Source organism: Streptomyces phaeolivaceus, assembly GCF_009184865.1.
In the GTDB taxonomy this organism is placed as follows: Bacteria; Actinomycetota; Actinomycetes; order Streptomycetales; family Streptomycetaceae; genus Streptomyces; species Streptomyces phaeolivaceus.
Genome location: NZ_CP045096.1, coordinates 1,621,737 through 1,640,801, shown reverse-complemented (window position 1 = coordinate 1,640,801; position 19,065 = coordinate 1,621,737). Strand labels below are relative to the sequence as shown.

Sequence of the window (19,065 nt, the reverse complement as noted above, 5' to 3'; positions counted from 1 at the left end):
ACACAAGCAGGAGCCTGAAGACGTGAGCATTGAGAAGCCCGAGATCGACTTCCCCGGTGGCGAGCCCCCGAAGGACCTTGAGATCAAGGACATCTGGGTGGGCGACGGCGCCGAGGCCAAGGCGGGCGACACCGTCCTGGTCCACTACGTGGGCGTGGCCTTCTCCACCGGCGAGGAGTTCGACGCGTCCTGGAACCGCGGTACGCCGCTGGAGTTCCGGCTCGGTGTCGGCCAGGTCATCGCCGGCTGGGACCAGGGCGTGCAGGGCATGAAGGTCGGCGGCCGTCGGCAGCTGACCATCCCGGCGCACCTCGCGTACGGCGACCGCGGTGCGGGCGGCCGTATCGCCCCCGGTGAGACGCTGATCTTCGTCTGCGACCTGGTCAAGGTCTGATCGATTGCCGTTGTGTTCGAGTTCGGTATGTGACCGGACTTGATCAGCTGGGGTCCATGCCTGTTCGGGCATGGGCCCTCGGCTTTTGCCGCGACGCTTCGTAGCGGTACGGTCGTGCCGCGGAAACACCCGGAGGAAGGGCGTCGATGGCCATTGCCAAGGCCGAGCGGTTGATGAACCTGGCGCTGTGTCTGCTGGGGACGCGCCGGCCGCTCAGCAAGCGCGAGCTGAGGGATTCCATCGAGGCGTATGTCGAGGCCGCAGGGCCGGGAAGGGGCGCAGCCGGCAGCGACGACTCCTTCAACCGCATGTTCGAGCGCGACAAGGACGATCTGCGCGAACTCGGTCTGGTCATCGAGACGGTGGAGAACCTCGACGGCGAGGTCGGCTATCTGGCCCGCCGCGACAGCAACAGCCTGCCGCCCATCACCCTGGACGCCGAGGAGGCCGCGGCCCTCGGGCTCGCCGCGAAGGTCTGGCAGCAGGCCCGCTTCGCCGGGGCCGCGAGCGGCGCCCTGCAGAAGCTGCGCGCGGCCGGGCTGCCCGAGGACGTCGACCCGTACGAGTCCCATGGCGCCCTGGAGCCGCGTATCCCGGTGCACGAGGCCGCCTTCGAGCCGCTGATGCTGGCCTGCCGGGACCGCCGCCCGGTCGTGTTCGAGTACCGCAAGGCCACCGCCGCCCGCCCCGAGCCCCGCCATGTCGAGCCATGGGCGCTGGAGTGCTGGCGCGGTCACTGGTATCTGGCCGGTTTCGACCGGGACCGGGGTGCCGAGCGGGTCTTCCGGCTCTCCCGGATCACCGGCAAGGTCCGCAGCCGGAGCGGCGCGTTCACCGCCGAGGTGCCGGACGTCGTCACGGTGCGGGAGACCGTCGCGAGCTGGGCCGGGGAGACCGCCGACCGCTCCGCGCTGATCCGGTTGCGCGCCGGCGCCGGCTACCCGCTGCGGGCGAAGGCCTCGGCCGTACGGGAACTCGGGGACGGTTGGGACGAGTTGGAGATTCCGTACGGGCACGGTCTGGATGCCTGGCTGGTGGAGTTCGGGCCCGATGTGGTGGTCCTGGAGCCCGCCGAGCTGCGGGCCGATGTGGTGGACCGGCTGCGTGCCGTGGCCAAGGGTTGAGGGGGACGTAAGAACGTGGTGGGAAAACCGGCCCGGCCGGCGAACGCCATCGATCAGACCCGGCGGATGCTCTCCCTGGTGACCTATCTGCGGGAGCGGCCCGGCGCCCGGATCGAGGACGTCGCGCGCGCCTTCGGGATCAGCGAGGACGAGCTGGTCTCGGATCTCGATGTGCTGCCCATGTGCGGGACCAGCTTCCGCGGCGGTGATCTGCTGGACATCGACACCGACGGTGAGCGCATCTGGTGGCACAACCCGGCCGCCCTGGGCGCGGAGGCCGCCGAGCCGCTAAGGCTGGCGGCCGACGAGGCCACCGCCCTCCTTGTGGCCGCCCGTGCGGTGGCCACACTGCCGGGGCTGCGGGAGAGCGACCGGCAGGCCCTGGTGCGGGCCACCGCCAAGGTCGAGGGCGCGGCCGGGGACGCGGCGGGCGCCAGCTCACGGCTGTCGGTCACCTTCGAGGCCGAGGGCGGGGTCTTCGCCGACGTCGACCGGGCGATCTCGGAGCGCCGGCGGCTGTGGATCCGGTACTACTCGCCCGCCCGCGACGAGCTCAGCGAACGCGAGATCGACCCGATCCGCCTGGTCAGCGTGGGTCACACCTATGTCGAGGCCTGGTGCCGCCGCTCCGAGGCCCGGCGTACGTTCCGGCTGGACCGGGTCGCCGAGATCAAGATCCTCGACGAGCCGTCCGCGCCGCCCGAGGTCGAGCTGCGGGATCTGTCGGAGGCACTGGTGCAGCCCGCCGCCGAGGATCCCGAGGTCGTCGTCGAGGTGGGGCCCGGCGGGCGCTGGGTCGCCGAGTACTACCCGCACGACAGCGCCGAGGAACTGCCGGACGGCGGGCTGCGCATCAGTCTGCGCACCCCCGACCCCGCCTCGCTGCGGCGCCTGGCGCTGCGGCTCGGGCGCGACGGCCGGATCGTCTCCCCGCAGGACCTCGCCGACAGCGCCCGCCGGGCGGCCCGCGAGGCGCTGGCGGCCTACGACGAGGCAGTGCCGACGAGACCGTGACGTCGGCGGGATCGTGACGACGGGGACACCGTGAGGGCGGCGGATCGTGACGACGCGTGACTACCGGAAGAGGGAGATACGAGGGCTGTGAGCGGCGGGTCGATTGTGTCGGGTGTTTCGGGTGTGGCATCCGGCGTGAAGTCCGGTGTGCAGGAGATCCAGGAGATGACCGTGGCGGTCGCCTTCGCGGGGATGAAGAAGGCGGTGGACGTGGTGTTCCGGGCCGGCTGCCCCGACTGCCGGGCCAACTTCGAGCTGGGCGCGAGCGCGCTGCGCCTGGCGATCGGCGCCACCAGCAAGACCACTTTCTACTCCTTCACCTGCCCCGAGTGCGGCACCTCCGTCCGCAAGCCGGCCGGCGAGCGCATCGTCGAGCTGCTGACCGGGGGCGGGGTACGGACCCTGCGGCTGCACTCGGCGGGCTAGGGTCGTCGCCATGTTCTGGGCGATGTTCGCGGTGGCTGTGGGTTTTGTGGGGCTGGTCGTGCTCGGGGTGCTCGCCGTGCGGGTCTTCGTGGAGGCCCAGCGGCTGGGTACGCAGGTCACGGAGGCGGCTCGGAGGATCAACCGGGCGGCGGAGGACCTGGAGCGGGCGACGGCGAGCGCGGCCCGCTCTGTGGACGCTCTGTGAGTTCCGGTCGAGGCTCCTGTGACTTGACCGGGGAGTGCGTTTTGCGCCACTTCGCCCTGTCACCTTCTCACCTTCGGCAGGTACGCTGCCTGTCGCGGCACGGAGAACGAGGCCCGGGTCGCGAATCGGGAGTACGCACAGGGATTGCCTGAGGTTCACCCCTGAGAGTTACGATCGCTGCCAGCGCGATCGTTCGGACATTTGTCCGACCGGTCGGACAGCCCCCACCCGCCGCCTCGGTGAAGAAGGTAGACAGCTATGGGTAGGCTCGGCCCCACCGAGATCATTCTGATCCTCGTCGTCATCATCCTGCTGTTCGGTGCGAAGAAGCTTCCGGACATGGCGCGCTCGCTGGGCAAGTCCGCCCGCATCCTCAAGAGCGAGGCCAAGGCCATGAAGTCCGACGGCCAGGACGACAGCAACGCGGCGGCCGCGCCCCCGCACCCGGGCAGCGAGACCCCGGCACAGCGCACCATCCAGGCCGCTCCCGGCGATGTGACCAGCTCCCGCCCGGTCACCGAGCCGACGGACACGACCAAGCGCTGACGCAAGGCCGGACAAGGCTTCCGGCCTGCCGCACGAGATGAGGACGTGGGTTGCTCAAGTCTGCCCGCAACAAGGAGAAGGATCCCGAGGGGCGGATGCCCCTCGTGGAGCACCTTCGCGAGCTCCGCAACCGGCTCGGCAAAGCACTCCTGGCCATCGTGATCGCCTCGGTGGTGGGTCTGGTCTTCTACCAGGAGATCATCAACTTCCTCACCCGGCCCGTCCAGGAAGCCGTCGGCTGCACGCGGGACTTCACGGAGTTGGCCAAGGAGAGCAAGGGAGCCTGCGGCAACATCACGATGTCGGGTCTGATGGGCCCGTTCACGCTGATGATCAAGGTCTCCCTGACCGCCGGTGTGGTCATCGCCAGCCCGGTCTGGCTCTACCAGCTCTGGGCCTTCATCGCGCCCGGTCTGCACCGGCACGAGAAGCGTTACTCGATGGCCTTTGTCGCGGCCGGCTTCCCCCTCTTCATGGTGGGCGCCTACTTCTCGTACCACGTGCTGCCCGCGGCCGCCGAGGTGCTGCTCGACTTCACCCCTGAGAACGCCGTCAACCTGCTGCCCCTGGACGAGCTGCTGGACCTTGTGACCCGCATGGTCATCGTCTTCGGGCTCTCCTTCGAGCTGCCGCTCGTGCTGGTCATGTTGAACATGACCGGCATGGTCACCGGCCGCCGAATGCTGGGCTGGTGGCGGGCCATGATCATGGGTGTCACCGTGTTCGCCGCGTTCGCCACCCCGACCGTCGACCCGGTCTCGATGCTCTCGCTGGCCGCGCCGATCATCATGCTGTACTTCGTCGCCACCGGCTTCTCCCTGCTGAACGACAAGCGCAGGCGACAGCGCGAGGCGCTGGGACCCGCCGACGACGAGGCCTCCGAGCTGGACCTCACCCCCGAGGAGGTCGGCGAGGTCGAGACCGTCTCGGCCGCCAAGGCGCTCCCCGCGCAGACGGAGCCCGAGCGGGAACGGATCAACGGGTACGACGACGTCACCTGAGCACCGGCCACCGGGCTGTGCGCACGGCGACCGCGGCAGTGGGCCCCACCGGGAGACCCCGGTGGGGCCCACTGCCGCGGTCGGACTTCTTTTCGGACGGCAGGCGGTCCGGATCTCGACGGTGCCACGATCCGGATAATGATCGTCCTGTTGTCAGTGGGGCCCGGTACGCTCGAAAGCACGATGACAGAGGACCTCTCACCGGCCGAGCGGTACGCGGCAGCCCGCAAGCGTGCTGCCGAGCAGGCCACCGCGCTCGCCGGATTCCGCGCGATGTACGACTTCGGTCTCGACCCCTTCCAGATCGAGGCCTGCCAGGCGCTGGAGGCGGGCAAGGGCGTCCTGGTGGCCGCCCCCACCGGCTCGGGCAAGACGATCGTCGGCGAGTTCGCCGTCCACCTCGCCCTGCAACAGGGCAAGAAGTGCTTCTACACGACCCCCATCAAGGCCCTGTCGAACCAGAAGTACGCCGACCTGTGCCGCCGCTACGGCGCCGACAAGGTCGGCCTGCTCACCGGTGACAACAGCGTCAACTCCGACGCCCCCGTGGTCGTGATGACCACCGAGGTGCTGCGGAACATGCTGTACGCGGGCTCGCGGACGCTGCTGGGCCTCGGCCATGTGGTCATGGACGAGGTGCACTACCTCTCCGACCGCTTCCGGGGCGCCGTCTGGGAAGAGGTGATCATCCACCTCCCCGAGTCGGTCACCCTCGTCTCCCTCTCGGCCACCGTGTCCAACGCGGAGGAGTTCGGCGACTGGCTGGACACCGTGCGCGGCGACACCGATGTGATCGTCTCCGAGCACCGGCCCGTACCGCTGTTCCAGCATGTGCTGGCCGGACGGCGGATGTACGACCTGTTCGAGGAGGGTGAGGGCAACAAGAAGGCCGTCAACCCCGATCTGACGAGGATGGCGCGGATGGAGGCGAGCCGGCCCTCCTACCAGGACCGTCGGCGCGGCCGTGCCATGCGGGAGGCGGACCGGGAGCGTGAGCGCAGACAGCGGTCGAGGATCTGGATCCCGAGCCGCCCCGAAGTCATCGAACGGCTCGACTCCGAAGGCCTGTTGCCCGCCATCACCTTCATCTTCAGCCGCGCCGCCTGCGAGGCCGCCGTCCAGCAGTGCCTGTACGCGGGGCTCCGGCTGAACGACGACGAGTCCCGGCTCAAGGTGCGCGCCCTCGTCGAGGAGCGCACGGCGTCGATCCCGAACGAGGATCTTCATGTCCTCGGCTACTACGAGTGGTTGGAGGGTCTGGAGCGCGGTATCGCGGCCCATCACGCGGGCATGCTGCCGACGTTCAAGGAGGTCGTCGAGGAACTCTTCGTACGCGGCCTGGTCAAGGCCGTGTTCGCCACCGAGACCCTCGCGCTCGGCATCAACATGCCCGCCCGCTCGGTGGTGTTGGAGAAGCTCGTCAAGTGGAACGGCGAGCAGCACGCCGACATCACACCGGGTGAGTACACGCAGTTGACGGGGCGTGCGGGCCGACGCGGCATCGATGTCGAGGGCCATGCCGTGGTGCTGTGGCAGCGCGGCATGAACCCCGACCACCTCGCCGGGCTCGCGGGCACCCGCACCTATCCGCTGCGCTCCAGCTTCAAGCCGTCGTACAACATGGCGGTCAACCTGGTCGAGCAGTTCGGGCGGCACCGCTCGCGCGAGCTGCTGGAGACCTCGTTCGCGCAGTTCCAGGCCGACAAGTCGGTCGTCGGGATCTCCCGGCAGGTGCAGCGCAACGAGGAGGGTCTGGAGGGCTATCAGGAGTCCATGACCTGCCACCTCGGGGACTTCGAGGAGTACGCGCGCCTGCGGCGGGAGCTGAAGGACCGCGAGACCGAGCTGGCGAAGCAGGGCGCCGCGCAGCGGCGCGCCGAGGCCGCCGTCGCGCTGGAGCGGCTCAAGCCGGGTGATGTCATCCATGTGCCCACCGGCAAGTACGCGGGCCTCGCGCTGGTGCTGGACCCCGGGCTGCCCGCCGGGCGGTCCAACGGCCACCGGGGCTTCGAGCACCACGACGGACCGCGTCCACTGGTGCTGACCGCCGAGCGGCAGGTCAAGCGGCTGGCGTCCATGGACTTCCCGGTGCCGGTGGAAGCCCTGGAGCGGATGCGGATCCCGAAGTCCTTCAACCCGCGCTCCCCGCAGTCGCGACGGGACCTCGCGTCCGCGCTGCGCACCAAGGCCGGGCATCTCGTGCCCGACCGGCATCGCAAGCGCAGGGCCGCCGCGGCGGACGACCGGGAGATCGCGCGGCTGCGCGCCGAGCTGCGGGCGCATCCGTGCCATGGGTGCGACGACCGTGAGGACCACGCCCGTTGGGCCGAGCGCTACCACCGGCTCAAGCGGGACACCGCGCAGCTGGAGCGGCGGATCGAGGGGCGCACGAACACGATCGCGCGGACCTTCGACCGCATCGTCGCCCTGCTGACCGACCTGGACTATCTGCGGGGTGACGAGGTCACCGAGCACGGGAAGCGGCTGGCCCGGCTGTACGGCGAGCTGGATCTGCTCGCCAGCGAGTGTCTGCGGGCCGGTGTGTGGGAGGGGCTCGGGCCGGCGGAGCTCGCCGCCTGTGTCTCCGCGCTCGTGTACGAGGCCCGTGTCGGCGACGACGCGATGGCGCCGAAGCTGCCGTCCGGGAACGCGAAGGCCGCGCTGGGCGAGATGGTGCGGATCTGGGGGCGGCTGGACGCGCTGGAGGAGGAGTTCCGGATCACCCAGAGCGAAGGGGTCGGTCAGCGGGAGCCCGATCTCGGCTTCGCCTGGGCGGCGTACATGTGGGCATCGGGGTCGGGGCTGGACGAGGTGCTGCGGGAGGCGGAGATGCCGGCCGGGGACTTCGTGCGGTGGTGCAAGCAGGTGATCGACGTGCTGGGGCAGATCTCGGCGGCGGCGCCTTCCGGGTCGACCGTGGGGAAGAGTGCGCGCAAGGGTGTGGACGGGTTGTTGAGGGGGGTTGTGGCCTACTCCTCTGTGGGGTGAGGCTCCGCCCGGCGTGGGGGTGGGTGGCCGGCTGTTCGGCGGGTGCGGGTGGGTGGGGCTTCTCGCGCAGCTCCCCGCGCCCCTGAAAGACCCTGCGCGCGCCCGGAGACGACATGAGGCGGGCCGGGTCCCTTGAACGAGGGCCCCGGCTCCTGCTCAGCGGGCCAAGTAGCTTCTCCAGCCGCCGTACTCCGTGATGTCCGGGGCGTTGTCGAGGGCCGACGGTTCGCAGAGGAAGCCCGCGGATCGGGTGCCGTCGGAGAGTTCGACGGTGCCCAGGGTCATGGGGCGGGGGAGGACAGTCAGGAGGCGGCCCAGGCCCTCGGCGGGGAGGCGCCAGATCTCGGCCTCGATGGGGGCGCCGCCCTCGCCCACATGGACCAGGCCCGGCTTCGGCGGGGTCGTCGGGAGGGCGTGGAGGCGGTAGACGGGGGCCGTCGTGGTCGTACGCTCCAGACGGGCGCCCAGGGACAGGAGCTGGGGGTTCAGGGGCTGGCCCGAGAGATGGGCGCCCACGACCGCGAGGCGGGCCTCCGGCCGGAGGAGCGCGGCGACACGGGTCAGACGGTCGTCCGTGAACGCGGGGCCGATCAGCATCACGCCGAAGGGGAGGCCGTTCACCCCACCGGCGGGGACGGCGACCGCCGCCAGGTCGAAGAGGTTCGTGGAATTGGTGAAACGGCCCAGGCGGGCGTTGGCGCCCAGCGGGTCGGCGGCGACCTCGGCGAGCGTGGGGTGGCCCGGTGCCGTCGGCAGCAACAGGGCGTCCGCGTCGGCCAGTTCGGTCAGCGCGCGGGCCCGGAGTTCCGCCAGCCGGTCCTGGTCGGCGAAAAGCTGGTGGGCCGGGATGTCACGGGCGCGGGTGATGATGCCGGCGACTGTCGGGTCCAGGCCGGTCACGCCGTCCGCGAGCGCCTTGTCGACGAAGGCCCCGACCGCTGTGTAGCGCTCGGCCACGAACGCGCCCTGGTAGAGCATGGCCGCCGCCTCGGTGAACGGGGTCAGGTCCAGGGGGCGTACGTCCGCCCCGGCGGCGACCAGGCGGGTCACGGCCGTCTCGTACGCCTCCGCCCAGCCCTCGTCCAGTTCGCCCAGCTGTTCGCGCGGGGGGACGGCCACGCGCCAGGGGCCCGGGGCGCGTTGGGGGAGCGGGGGGAGAGGGCGGTCGGGTGGGGAGGTCATGTGGGCGAGGGCCTGTTCGGCCTCCGGGAGGGTGCGGGCGAACACCGTGACGCAGTCGATCGAGGCGCAGGCCGGGACCACGCCCGTGGTCGGGACCAGGCCCCGGGTGGGCTTCAGGCCGACGATGCCGTTGAAGGCGGCGGGGACCCTGCCCGAGCCGGCCGTGTCGGTGCCCAGGGCGAAGTCGACGATGCCGAGCGCCACCGCCACGGCCGAGCCGGAGCTGGAGCCGCCGCTGATGCGGGACGGGTCGATGGCGTTGCGGACGGCGCCGTGCGGGGAGCGGGTGCCGACGAGGCCCGTGGCGAACTGGTCCAGGTTGGTGGTGCCGAGGACGATCGCGCCGGCCTCGCGTAGGCGGGCGACGACCGGGGCGTCGGCCTCGGGGGTGTACGCGTAGGCCGGGCAGCCGGCGGTGGTGGGGAGGCCCTGGACGTCGATGTTGCCCTTGGCGGCGAAGAGGCGGCCGGCGAGGGGGAGGGGAGTGCCGGTGGCCAGGCGGGCGTCGATGGTCTGGGCTTCCGCCTCCACTTCGGGCTGGGGGCGTAGGTCGATCCAGATCTCGGGGCGGTTCGCGGCTTCGATGCGGGCGTAGGCCGTGCGGACTCTCGTGAGGGTGGGCGTGGGGGAGGGCGTGGGGGAGGTAGTGGGTGTGTTTTTTGGCATCTGGGCTCCTGGGTGGGCGGCTGGTGGGCTGGGGGTGCGTGTGGGTCTTTCGCCCCGCCGCCCCTACCCGTCCCATCCTCAAGGGGCTGTGCCCCTTTGACCCCCTTGGGCGCCTAGTGGGGTGGGGGTTCGGTGGTTTTGCGGGTGCGGGTTTGTTGGGGTTCTCGCGCCGTTCCTCGCGCCCCTTAGGGGGACGGGGTCAGGATTATCAGGGGGGTGCCTGGGGTTACTTGGGTGCCTGGGGTGGTCAGGATCTGGTGGACCGTGCCGTTTGTGGGGGCGGGGACTCGGGACTCCATTTTCATCGCCTCCAGGGTCAGGAGGGGTTGGCCGGTCGTGACGTGGTCGCCCGGTTGGACGTTCACCTGCCAGACCGAGGCGGTGAACTCCGCCTCGATCAGATGGGCGCCCTCGGGGACGTGGATCTCCGTCGGGGTGGGCGGGGGTGTGGGGGCCGTCTCCGCTCGGGTGAACTCGCCCGCCTCCTCCCAGGCCGCCCTCTCCGCCGCGAAGGCGGTCCGCTGCCCGGTCCTGAACTCGGCTATGGAGTCGGCGTGTTCGGAGAGGAACGTCTTGTGTTCGGCCAGGGAGAACGTGCCCTGCTCCACGCGTGGGACGAAGCGGCCCGCGATGATGTCCGCGCGGAGGGACAGGAGTTCGTCCGCGTCGACCGGGTACCACTTGATCCGGTCGAAGAAGCGCAGCAGCCAGGGGGAGCCGGGCTCGAAGGCGCCGCGCTGCTGCCAGGGGGACCAGACCTGGGTGGTGCGGCCGACGAACTGGTAGCCGCCGGGGCCCTCCATGCCGTAGACGCAGAGATAGGCCCCGCCGATGCCGACCGAGTTCTCCGCCGTCCACGTGCGGGCCGGGTTGTATTTCGTCGTGACGAGGCGGTGGCGGGGGTCCAGCGGGGTAGCGACCGGCGCGCCCAGGTAGACGTCGCCGAGGCCCAGGACCAGGTACTCGGCGGCGAAGACCGTGTCGTACACGTCGGTCACCGAGGCGAGGCCGTTGACGCGGCGGATGAACTCGATGTTCCAGGGGCACCAGGGCGCGTCGTCGCGGACGCCCGCCATGTAGCGGGCGATGGCCTCGCGGGTCGCGGGGTCGTCCCAGGAGAGGGGGAGGTGGATCGTGCGGGAGGGGACGACCAGCTCGTCGGCAGGGGGGAGGGAGGCCACGATCCGGCGTACGGCGGTGAGGAGTTCGGGCTGCGGGAGCAGGGTCGGGTTCGTCTGGATCTGGAGGGAGCGGATGCCCGGGGTGAGGTCGGTGACGCCGGGCAGGCTCACTTCCGTCACCGCCTCCATCAGGGCGTGGACGCGCATGCGCAGGGCCAGGTCGAGTTGCATGGGGCCGAACTCGATCAGGAGGTTGTCGTCGCCGCTGCGGCGGTACGTCACGTCGCCGTCGCGGGCCAGGACGCCGCCGTCGACGATCGCGGGGCGGGGTGATCCGTCGTCCGCGACGGGGAGGAAGCGGACCGTGTCGCCGGGGCGCAGCTGGCCGAGCTTCCAGCGCTCGGTGGAGACGACCGTGGCGGGGCAGACGAAGCCGCCGAGGGAGGGGCCGTCGGGACCGAGCAGGACCGGCATGTCGCCGGTGTAGTCGACGGCGCCGACCGAGTACGGGGTGTCGTGGATGTTGGAGGGGTGCAGACCGGCCTCGCCGCCGTCGCTGCGGGCCCAGCGGGGCTTGGGGCCGACCAGGCGTACGCCGGTGCGGGCCGAGTTGAAGTGGACCTTCCAGTCGGCGGCGTAGAACTCGTGGATGTCCTCCTCGGTGAAGAACTCCGGTGCCGCGTGCGGGCCTTCGAGGGCGGCCACCTGCCAGACGGTGGGGAAGGACGGGCGGGTCTCCGGTGGGACGGGGGCGCCCGCTTCCGTGGTCGCGCCGCCGTGCAGGACGTCGCCCGTGCGCAGGGCCCGGCCGCCGTGGCCGCCGAAACGGCCCAGGGTGAAGGTGGCCGCGCTGCCGAGGAAGGCGGGGACGTCCAGGCCGCCGCCCGCGAGGAGGACGTAGGTGCGCAGACCGTGTTCCGCGGGGGCGCCGAGGGAGAGGACGGCTCCGGCGGGGATCGTCACCGGCTCCCACTGGGCGACCGGGGTGCCGTCCACGGTCACCGGGGCGGGGGCGCCCGTCACACAGACCGTGGTGGCGTGGGTGAAGCGGAGGGACGGGCCCTGGAGGGTGCATTCGAGGCCGGGGGCGCCCTCGGGGTTGCCGAGCGCCCGGTTGCCCAGGCGGAAGGAGAGGTCGTCCATCGGGCCGCAGGGCGGGACGCCGACCTGCCAGTGGCCGGTGCGGCCGGGCCAGTCCTGGACGGTGGTGAGGGTGCCGCCGGCGACGACCTCGATCCGGGGGGTCGGGTCGGTGACGGTCGCCAGGGTGGCCGTGGAGTGCGTGGCCCGCCGGACGTCGGGGTCGGCGAGGGCCGCCCGGACCAGGCCGAGGTTCGTCTCGATGCCGTCGACCCGGGTTCCCGCCAGCGCCTCGTCCAGCCGGCGCAGGGCGTCCGCGCGGTCGGAGCCGTACACGACGACCTTGGCGAGCAGCGGGTCGTACGACGTGGTGATCTCGGTGCCGGTCTCGATCCAGCCGTCGACGCGGACGTCCGCCGGGAACGTGACCCGGGTCAACAGGCCCGCGCTCGGCCGGTGTTCACGCGAGGGGTCCTCGGCGTAGACGCGGGCCTCGACGGCGTGGCCGCGCGGCTGTCCCGGGGCGCGGACGACGGCGGAGTCGCCGCGCGCCAGCCGCAGCATCCAGGCGACCAGGTCGACGCCGTAGATCTCCTCGGTGACCGGGTGCTCTACCTGGAGGCGGGTGTTGACCTCCAGGAAGTACGCCTCCTCGCGTGCGGCGTCGTAGACGAACTCGACGGTTCCGGCGGAGCGGTACTCGACGCTCGCGCACAGGTCGCGGGCGGCGGCGGTGAGTTGGGCGCGGACGTGGTCGGGGAGGCCGGGGGCCGGGGCCTCCTCCACGACCTTCTGGTTGCGGCGCTGGAGGGTGCAGTCGCGGTCGCCGAAGGTGACGACGAGGCCGTCGCCGTCGCCGAAGACCTGCACCTCGACATGGCGGGCCCGTTCGACGAGGCGTTCGAGGTAGACGCCGGTGGAGGAGAAGGAGGCGGTGGCGACGCGCCGTACCCGGTCCCATGCCTCGGTGAGGTCGGCGGCGGAGTGGCAGGCGGACATGCCGATGCCGCCGCCTCCGCCGGTGGCCTTGAGCATCACCGGGTAGCCGAGGGCGGCGGCGTGGTCGAGGGCCTCGTCGAGGGAGGCCAGCAGGTCGGTGCCGGGGAGCAGCGGGACGCCCGCGGCCTCGGCGGCGGCGCGTGCCGTGTGCTTCGCGCCGAACAGCTCCAGCTGGTCGGGGGTCGGCCCGACGAACACGATGTCCGCGTCCTCGCAGCGGCGGGCGAACGCCGCGTCCTCGGACAGGAAGCCGTAGCCCGGGTGGATCGCGCTCGCGCCCGTGTCCTTGGCGGCCTTCAGGATCAGATCCGCGTCGAGGTACGACTCCTTCGCGGGCGCCGGGCCGAGCCGTACCGCCTCGTCGGCGAGCCGGACATGGGCGGCGGCGCGGTCGGCGTCGGAGTACACGGCGACCGTGCGCAGGCCCAGTTCGCGGGCGGTGCGGATGATCCGGACGGCGATCTCGCCCCGGTTGGCGACCAGCAGGGTGTCGAAGGTCATGTACCGGCTCCGGTGATCGTCACTTGCACGGCTGTCGGGTCGAAGCCGTTGCAGGGGTTGTTGATCTGGGGGCAGTTGGAGATCAGGACGAGTACGTCGCGTTCGGCGCGCAGGGTGAGCGCGAGGCCCGGTGCGGAGATGCCGTCGACGATGCCGAGGGTGCCGTCCTTCTCGACCGGCACGTTCATGTACCAGTTGATGTTCGACACGAGGTCGCGCTTGCCGAGGCCGTGCTTGGCGCCCTCCGCGAGGAAGTTGTCCACACAGGCGTGCTGCGACCAGGTGTGGTGCCCGTACCGCAGGGTGTTCGACTCCTTGGAGCAGGCGCCGCCGACCGTGTCGTGGCGGCCCACGTCGTCGGCGGTCACGGTCATCAGCGGGGTGTGCTCGTTCGACATCAGCACACTGCCGGTGGTCAGGAAGATGCCGCCCTGCGCGTGGACGGTGTCGGGCGCGCTGTAGCGGACGGCGGTGTCGTGGGCGTCGTAGACGAGGAAGTCGGCGGCCTGGTTGCCGTGCAGGTCGGTGAGGGTGAGGGTCTCGCCGGCGCGGATCACCGCCGACCAGGCGGCGCGGGCCGGGATCACGGCCGTCACCGCCGTGACCGTGTCCGCCGAAGCGGTGGTCCCGGTCGTCTTCATGCCGTCCCCCTCGCGGCCAGGAACTCGGCGGTGTTCAGGAAGGCGCGGCGGCCCTCCGGGGTGGCGTCCCACAGGGGGTCGCCGGGGCGGGTCGGCTCGGCGCGCCAGGCCAGCACCTCCAGCGGGGTGCTGACGTACTCGGGGCGCGGGTCGGCCGGGTGCGGGACATTGGCGATCAGTACGGTCACGTCCTGTTCGGCGCGCAGGGTCACGGCGGCGCCGGGGCCGGCGGAGCCGGTGAAGTCGAGGGTGCCGTCCTCGCGTACCGCCACGCCCTGGAAGAAGGAGAGGGAGGGCGGGAGGTCACGGGGTTCGAGACCGTTCTTGGCGGCGGCCAGCTTGAACAGCTCGCGTCCGGCGGGGGAGGGCGACTGCGGGGTGCCGTCGCCGTACCGCTCGGTGTTGCGGACGAGGGTGGAGGTGCCGCAGAGGGCGTCGTGGCGGCCGGAGGTGTCCGCGATCACCGAGGCGAGGACGCGGCCCTGGTCGGACAGGAGCAGGACGCCCTCGCCCAGGTAGGCGTTCCACTGGACCTTGACGGTGTCCGCGACGTTCAGCCGCTCCCAGGGGCGGTCGGCGTGGTGGAGCAGAAGGTGCGCGCAGGCGTCGCCGCGCGGATCGGTGAGCCGGAACTCGGTGCCACGGGCGAGCACCCGGTGGGTGTAGTTGCCGCCCGCCACGGTCTCGGCCCAGACCAGGTGGGCGGCCTCGTGGGGCGGGGCGGGCCAGTCGCTCGCGGGCACCACGGGCATGGCCTCGGCCCGCGCGCCCTCCTGTGCTCGGGCGTGGTCACGTGCTCCGTACGTCGTCGATGTCGCCATCGCGGGACCTCCGGGTGCGGCGTGTGTTTCTGTCGTGCGACAGAAATTAGAAGCGGGTCGCGTCGGTGCCATGTCCCTTGCGTTGCGGGGCAGTTACCGACCCCTCACGATGGTCGTGCCTCGTGGGGGGTGGGGTGAACCGTGGGGACGGTCACAGGGGGCGTGAGCGAGTGGGGGTGCGGGGGCGTGGGGGTGCCGGGGTGGCCGGGGTGGCCGGTCTCGGCGAGGGTGTGGGTGTCGTGTGCGAGGATCGCGGCATGGGACGTGCGGGTGGCGGTGGTGGGCGGCGGGTGGGCAGGCCGCGGGCCGAGGGGCGTCCGGAGACCGGGCTGTCGTCCCGTGACGAACTGCTCGTGGCCGCCGCCGAGTTGTTCACGACGCGGGGCTACGCGGCCACCACCACCCGGGCCGTCGCCGAGCGCGCCGGAATGCGGCAGGCGACCATGTACCACTACGTCTCCGGCAAGGAGGAACTCCTCGCCGAGCTGCTGGAGTCCACGGTCACTCCGTCGCTGACGTACGCCCGTGACCTCCTCGCCCGGGACGGCGTCCGAGCCGAGGAGCGGCTGCGGGAGCTGTGCCGCGCCGATGTCGTCCTCCTGTGCGGCGGCCCGTACAACCTCGGCGGCCTCTACCTCCTGCCGGAGGTGCACGCCGAACGCTTCGCCGGCTTCCACGCCGTACGGGCCGAACTGAAGGACGCCTACCGGCGGTTGATCGCCGCGACCGATGCCGGCGGGTCGCTGGCCAAGAGCGAGCTGGATCTGCGGACGGATCTCGTCTTCGGGCTGATCGAGGGCGTCATCCTCGTCCACCGCTCCGACCCGGACCGCCCCGTCTCCGCCTTCGCCGAGGCGACGGCGGACGCCGCGCTGCGCATCGTCGGCGTCTGAGAGCGCCGCTTCACCCTGTCAAGAGGCCCCGCTCGCACACCCGTACGTGATTACCCGCTGTGTGTGAATGGCGCCTCAGCGTGTAAATGACCAGAGCGTACTCCTGTCGCGAGGGTGATTTCAGTCGGTTGCCGAATATGACACAGCGATGATCCGGTCGGACTAAGCTCGCCCGCAGCGCACCGAGTTGAGATGTATTCGGGCGCTTGTTCCAAAAAATACCGAAGATCCAGTTTGATTCAGCCGAACCGTCTTTAGAGGGCATACATGGTGAGTGTTCAATCGCCTCCCGGTGGCCGTGAACTTCCCTACGCGCGCGCGCTGCCGCTACCGGCGATACTGATGGCCGCGGCGACCGGAACCACCGTCTCCCTGGTGACGGGGCCGGTCCGGCTCGCCGTCGGCTTGTGCGGAGCCGTCGCGACGCTCCTGCTGATCACGGTCGCCGTCGTCGCGGTCCGCGGCGGCCGTCGTACGGTCCGAGAACTGCGCGCCGAACAGCAGCGGCGGACCGCCTCCCTCGAACAGCGGATCGCCGCCCACGACCAGGAATTCACCCGGCTGGGCAAGGAGATCCTGCCCGCGACGCTGTATCGGCTGCGCGGCGGAGAATCCCCCGGAGAGGTGATTCGTCGCGTCATCGACAGCGACGCGGAATGGCGTGAACTTCCGGATGCCCAGCGGGACTTGCTGCGCACCGTGCTCACCGTCATCGACCGCGAGGAGGCCATCCGGGACTCCTCGCAGCGGTCGTTCGTCAACATCGCCCGTCGCGTCCAGGCCATCGTCCACCAGCAGAACAACGAACTCCGCGAGATGGAGGAGGACCACGGGCGCAACCCCGAGGTCTTCGACGACCTGCTGCGCATCGACCACGGCACCGCGCTGATCGGCCGCCTCGCCGACTCCATCGCCGTCATCGGCGGCAGCCCCCCCGGCCGTGTCTGGTCCCGGCCGGTCCCGCTGTACAGCGTGCTGCGCGGCGCCATGTCCCGCATCCTGGAGTACCGCCGCATCGAGCTCGAATCGATCGCCAAGGTCAACGTCGACGGCGTCGCCGTCGAACCCGTCATCCACGCCTGCGCCGAACTCCTCGACAACGCCACCCGCTACTCGCCGCCGCACACCAAGGTGCACGTCACCGCCGTGGAGGTGCAGACCGGTATCGCCATCGAGATCGAGGACGGCGGCATCAGCCTCAGCGAGGAGAACCGCGCCAAGATCGAGGACATGCTCGCCAAGGCGCAGCAGGGTGTGGACATCCAGGAGATGGGCGACGCCCCGCGCCTGGGCCTCGCCGTCGTGGGCCGTCTGTCGACCATGTACAAGATGCACATCTCGCTGCGGCCCTCCGCCTACGGCGGCGTCCGTGCCGTCGTCGTCGTACCGCGCGACATGCTCACCGACGAGCCCGCGCCGGGCTTCGCCCACGGCATCGGTGCCAGCGCCGGGACGATCATCAACAACGGCGGTGTCGAGGGCCCCAACCGCAAGCCCAAGCGCCGCCGTCCGACCACCGGGCCGCGGATCCCGAGCTCCGCGGAGGAGATGAGCCGGGAGGACATGGACGACGACGTCCCCGTCGTCACCGAGTGGACGGCCAACGGTCTGCCGCAGCGCCGCAGCCGCAACAAGATCCCGCTCAGCCAGCGCTACGCCGAGGCCGCCGCCGCGGAGGCCGCGGCCGAGGCCGCCATGGCCGCCGCCCCCGTGTGGCAGCCGGAGCCCGAACCCGAGAAGGAGCTGCCCCCGCCGGGCATGTGGGTGGAGGCGTTCATGGCCGGGCTCAAGGCCGACCCCGACCCGAACGCCTTCCGGGACCACCCGGACGACCCGCCGCGCACCGCACGCACCGTGAACACCGAGCCGGCCCGCACCGAGGCCGACGACGAGGGGGATCTCAAGTGACCCAGCCACGAGCCAACTTCGACTGGCTGCTGAAGGATCTGGCCGACGGCGTACCCGGCATCCAGCAGATCGTGGTGCTCTCCGCCGACGGCCTGCGGATCGCCCGCTACGGCGGTGACCCGGACGCCGCCGACCGGGTCGCCGCGGCCTGCGCGGGACTGCAGAGTCTCGCGGGCGCCGTGGCCGACGAGATCCCGCACAGCGACGGCCGGATGCGGATGGTCATCATCGAGATCAACGGCGGCAACTTCTATCTGATGGCCGCCGGTTCGAACGCCTATCTCGCGGTGCTCGCCAACGGGGTCGCCGAACCCGGTCTGATGAGCAACCGCATGCGCGACCTCGTCGACCGGATCGGCTCCCACCTCACCAGTCCGCCGCGGCGGAACGGGCAGACCGTATGACGCCTCCGCAACGCCGGCGGCGTCACCCCAAGCGCGAGCCGTCGCCGCCTCCGCCGACCCCGCCCTCGCTCCCGCAGGCCGAGGACGACGCCCCCACCGGCGAATCGAACGGGCGTGCCCCCGAGCGGCTCTACATCATCACCGGTGAGGACGGAGAGCGCGCCCCGATCGACCTCGTCACGTTAATCGTGGCGCGCGCCGAACCACCGCCGTCCGCCGCTCCGGAGCAGTCGGCGCTGCTCCGGATCTGCCAGGCCCCCCTGTCCGTGGCCGAGATCTCGGCCTATCTCAACCTGCCGATCAGCGTGGTGACCGTCCTGCTCACCGAGCTGCTGACGGCCGAACTGGTACAGGCGCGCGCACCGGTCGTCCGGCAGGCGCGGGCAGACCGTTCCCTCCTCGAAGCGGTGATGCATGGACTTCAAAAGCTCTGACACCATCACGGGTCCACGGACCGAGGACCACCTGCCGCACACCGCGCAGGCCGCGGCGAAGATCGTGATCGTGGGCGGTTTCGGCGTCGGCAAGACGACCATGGTGGGGTCCGTCAGCGAGATCAGGCCGCTGACGACCGAGGAGACGATGACGCAGGCCGGTATCGGGGTCGACGACAACTTCGGCTCCAAGTCCAAGACCGCCACCACCGTGGCCATGGACTTCGGCCGGATCAGCATCACGGACGAACTGGTGCTCTACCTCTTCGGCACCCCCGGGCAGGAGCGCTTCTGGTTCCTGTGGAACGGCCTGTTCGAGGGCGCCCTCGGCGCGGTCGTGCTCGTCGACACGCGCCGGCTGGAGGTCAGCTTCGATGTCATGGGGCGCCTGGAGGAGCGCGGGGTGCCCTTCGTCGTCGCGGTCAACGACTTCCCGGACGCGCCCCGTTACGCCATCGACGAGCTGCGGCAGGCCCTCGACCTGGCCGCGGAGATCCCGATCGTCCGCTGCGACGCACGCCGCCGGGCGTCCAGCCGGGACGTCCTGATGACCCTCATGACCTTCCTGCACTCCCTGGCGATGTCGGGGGCGGCGGCATCCGGCGCGGCGGCATCCGGGGCGGCGACGGCCTGACCCGGCCCCCGATCCCTCCCCGCGATGCCCCTTCACATCCCTTCAGACAACGGATCCACCGCTCAGTCGACGGATCCACCTCA

17 protein-coding genes are annotated in these 19,065 nt (G+C 71.2%); 13 read left to right on the top strand and 4 right to left on the bottom strand.

Features of this window, described 5'->3' with window-relative positions; translation table 11 throughout:
• Positions 1-22 precede the first annotated feature (22 nt).
• The 8 genes from F9278_RS07805 to F9278_RS07770 all read left to right on the top strand — a co-directional run bounded on the left by F9278_RS07805 (position 23) and on the right by F9278_RS07770 (position 7,698).
• Entirely contained in the window at positions 23-394 is a 372-nt protein-coding gene (locus tag F9278_RS07805; protein WP_152167628.1) for an FKBP-type peptidyl-prolyl cis-trans isomerase, read from the top strand.
• Between the two features lie 146 nt (positions 395-540).
• Positions 541-1,518, top strand: a complete 978-nt coding sequence (locus F9278_RS07800; protein WP_152167627.1) for a helix-turn-helix transcriptional regulator — start codon at positions 541-543, stop codon at positions 1,516-1,518.
• Positions 1,519-1,533: 15 nt separating this feature from the next.
• The gene (locus tag F9278_RS07795) at positions 1,534-2,532 is read left to right on the top strand and encodes a helix-turn-helix transcriptional regulator (protein WP_152167626.1); all 999 of its coding nucleotides are present in this window, start codon (positions 1,534-1,536) and stop codon (positions 2,530-2,532) included.
• A gap of 165 nt (positions 2,533-2,697) precedes the next feature.
• The gene (locus tag F9278_RS07790; RefSeq protein ID WP_152173742.1) at positions 2,698-2,958 is read left to right on the top strand and encodes a hypothetical protein; all 261 of its coding nucleotides are present in this window, start codon (positions 2,698-2,700) and stop codon (positions 2,956-2,958) included.
• A 10-nt stretch (positions 2,959-2,968) separates the two neighbouring features.
• Complete coding sequence (locus F9278_RS07785) at positions 2,969-3,163, top strand: hypothetical protein (protein ID WP_152167625.1); 195 nt, start codon at positions 2,969-2,971, stop codon at positions 3,161-3,163.
• Positions 3,164-3,421: 258 nt separating this feature from the next.
• Positions 3,422-3,709, top strand: coding sequence for a Sec-independent protein translocase subunit TatA (tatA, locus tag F9278_RS07780; protein ID WP_152167624.1), 288 nt, complete (start codon positions 3,422-3,424; stop codon positions 3,707-3,709).
• Between the two features lie 50 nt (positions 3,710-3,759).
• Complete coding sequence (tatC, locus tag F9278_RS07775) at positions 3,760-4,710, top strand: twin-arginine translocase subunit TatC (RefSeq protein WP_152167623.1); 951 nt, start codon at positions 3,760-3,762, stop codon at positions 4,708-4,710.
• Positions 4,711-4,848: 138 nt separating this feature from the next.
• Positions 4,849-7,698, top strand: coding sequence for a DEAD/DEAH box helicase (locus F9278_RS07770; protein ID WP_152167622.1), 2,850 nt, complete (start codon positions 4,849-4,851; stop codon positions 7,696-7,698).
• A gap of 156 nt (positions 7,699-7,854) precedes the next feature.
• Here F9278_RS07770 and atzF read toward each other — a convergent pair whose 3' ends face one another.
• The 4 genes from atzF to F9278_RS07750 all read right to left on the bottom strand — a co-directional run bounded on the left by atzF (position 7,855) and on the right by F9278_RS07750 (position 14,709).
• Entirely contained in the window at positions 7,855-9,546 is a 1,692-nt protein-coding gene (atzF, locus tag F9278_RS07765) for an allophanate hydrolase (RefSeq protein ID WP_152167621.1), read from the bottom strand.
• Positions 9,547-9,731: 185 nt separating this feature from the next.
• Positions 9,732-13,247, bottom strand: a complete 3,516-nt coding sequence (locus tag F9278_RS07760; protein WP_152167620.1) for a 5-oxoprolinase/urea amidolyase family protein — start codon at positions 13,245-13,247, stop codon at positions 9,732-9,734.
• Entirely contained in the window at positions 13,244-13,888 is a 645-nt protein-coding gene (locus tag F9278_RS07755) for an urea amidolyase associated protein UAAP2 (protein WP_152167619.1), read from the bottom strand. Before F9278_RS07755 ends, F9278_RS07760 begins: the two co-directional genes overlap by 4 nt.
• Positions 13,885-14,709, bottom strand: coding sequence for an urea amidolyase associated protein UAAP1 (locus tag F9278_RS07750; protein WP_152167618.1), 825 nt, complete (start codon positions 14,707-14,709; stop codon positions 13,885-13,887). Before F9278_RS07750 ends, F9278_RS07755 begins: the two co-directional genes overlap by 4 nt.
• Positions 14,710-14,966: 257 nt before the next feature.
• On the opposite strand from F9278_RS07750, the gene F9278_RS07745 reads away from it, so the two are divergent.
• From F9278_RS07745 to F9278_RS07725, 5 genes are all read left to right on the top strand, one after another.
• Positions 14,967-15,602, top strand: a complete 636-nt coding sequence (locus F9278_RS07745) for a TetR/AcrR family transcriptional regulator (RefSeq protein WP_152167617.1) — start codon at positions 14,967-14,969, stop codon at positions 15,600-15,602.
• Between the two features lie 267 nt (positions 15,603-15,869).
• On the top strand, positions 15,870-17,510 hold the full coding sequence (locus tag F9278_RS07740; RefSeq protein ID WP_152167616.1) for a sensor histidine kinase: 1,641 nt from the start codon (positions 15,870-15,872) through the stop codon (positions 17,508-17,510).
• Entirely contained in the window at positions 17,507-17,914 is a 408-nt protein-coding gene (locus F9278_RS07735; protein ID WP_152167615.1) for a roadblock/LC7 domain-containing protein, read from the top strand. Before F9278_RS07740 ends, F9278_RS07735 begins: the two co-directional genes overlap by 4 nt.
• Positions 17,911-18,348, top strand: coding sequence for a DUF742 domain-containing protein (locus F9278_RS07730; RefSeq protein ID WP_152167614.1), 438 nt, complete (start codon positions 17,911-17,913; stop codon positions 18,346-18,348). Before F9278_RS07735 ends, F9278_RS07730 begins: the two co-directional genes overlap by 4 nt.
• The gene (locus F9278_RS07725) at positions 18,329-18,982 is read left to right on the top strand and encodes a GTP-binding protein (RefSeq protein ID WP_152167613.1); all 654 of its coding nucleotides are present in this window, start codon (positions 18,329-18,331) and stop codon (positions 18,980-18,982) included. The genes F9278_RS07730 and F9278_RS07725 overlap by 20 nt, the downstream gene beginning before the upstream one ends.
• Positions 18,983-19,065: the final 83 nt, after the last annotated feature.

Coding starts and splice junctions, on each gene's coding strand:
- F9278_RS07800 (WP_152167627.1), top strand. CDS start 541: ATGGCCATTGCCAAGGCCGAGCGGTTGATGAACCTGGCGCTGTGTCTG.
- F9278_RS07790 (WP_152173742.1), top strand. CDS start 2,698: ATGACCGTGGCGGTCGCCTTCGCGGGGATGAAGAAGGCGGTGGACGTG.
- F9278_RS07785 (WP_152167625.1), top strand. CDS start 2,969: ATGTTCTGGGCGATGTTCGCGGTGGCTGTGGGTTTTGTGGGGCTGGTC.
- tatA (WP_152167624.1), top strand. CDS start 3,422: ATGGGTAGGCTCGGCCCCACCGAGATCATTCTGATCCTCGTCGTCATC.
- F9278_RS07770 (WP_152167622.1), top strand. CDS start 4,849: ATGATCGTCCTGTTGTCAGTGGGGCCCGGTACGCTCGAAAGCACGATG.
- atzF (WP_152167621.1), bottom strand. CDS start 9,546: ATGCCAAAAAACACACCCACTACCTCCCCCACGCCCTCCCCCACGCCC.
- F9278_RS07760 (WP_152167620.1), bottom strand. CDS start 13,247: ATGACCTTCGACACCCTGCTGGTCGCCAACCGGGGCGAGATCGCCGTC.
- F9278_RS07755 (WP_152167619.1), bottom strand. CDS start 13,888: ATGAAGACGACCGGGACCACCGCTTCGGCGGACACGGTCACGGCGGTG.
- F9278_RS07750 (WP_152167618.1), bottom strand. CDS start 14,709: ATGGCGACATCGACGACGTACGGAGCACGTGACCACGCCCGAGCACAG.
- F9278_RS07745 (WP_152167617.1), top strand. CDS start 14,967: ATGGGACGTGCGGGTGGCGGTGGTGGGCGGCGGGTGGGCAGGCCGCGG.
- F9278_RS07740 (WP_152167616.1), top strand. CDS start 15,870: ATGGTGAGTGTTCAATCGCCTCCCGGTGGCCGTGAACTTCCCTACGCG.
- F9278_RS07730 (WP_152167614.1), top strand. CDS start 17,911: ATGACGCCTCCGCAACGCCGGCGGCGTCACCCCAAGCGCGAGCCGTCG.
- F9278_RS07725 (WP_152167613.1), top strand. CDS start 18,329: ATGGACTTCAAAAGCTCTGACACCATCACGGGTCCACGGACCGAGGAC.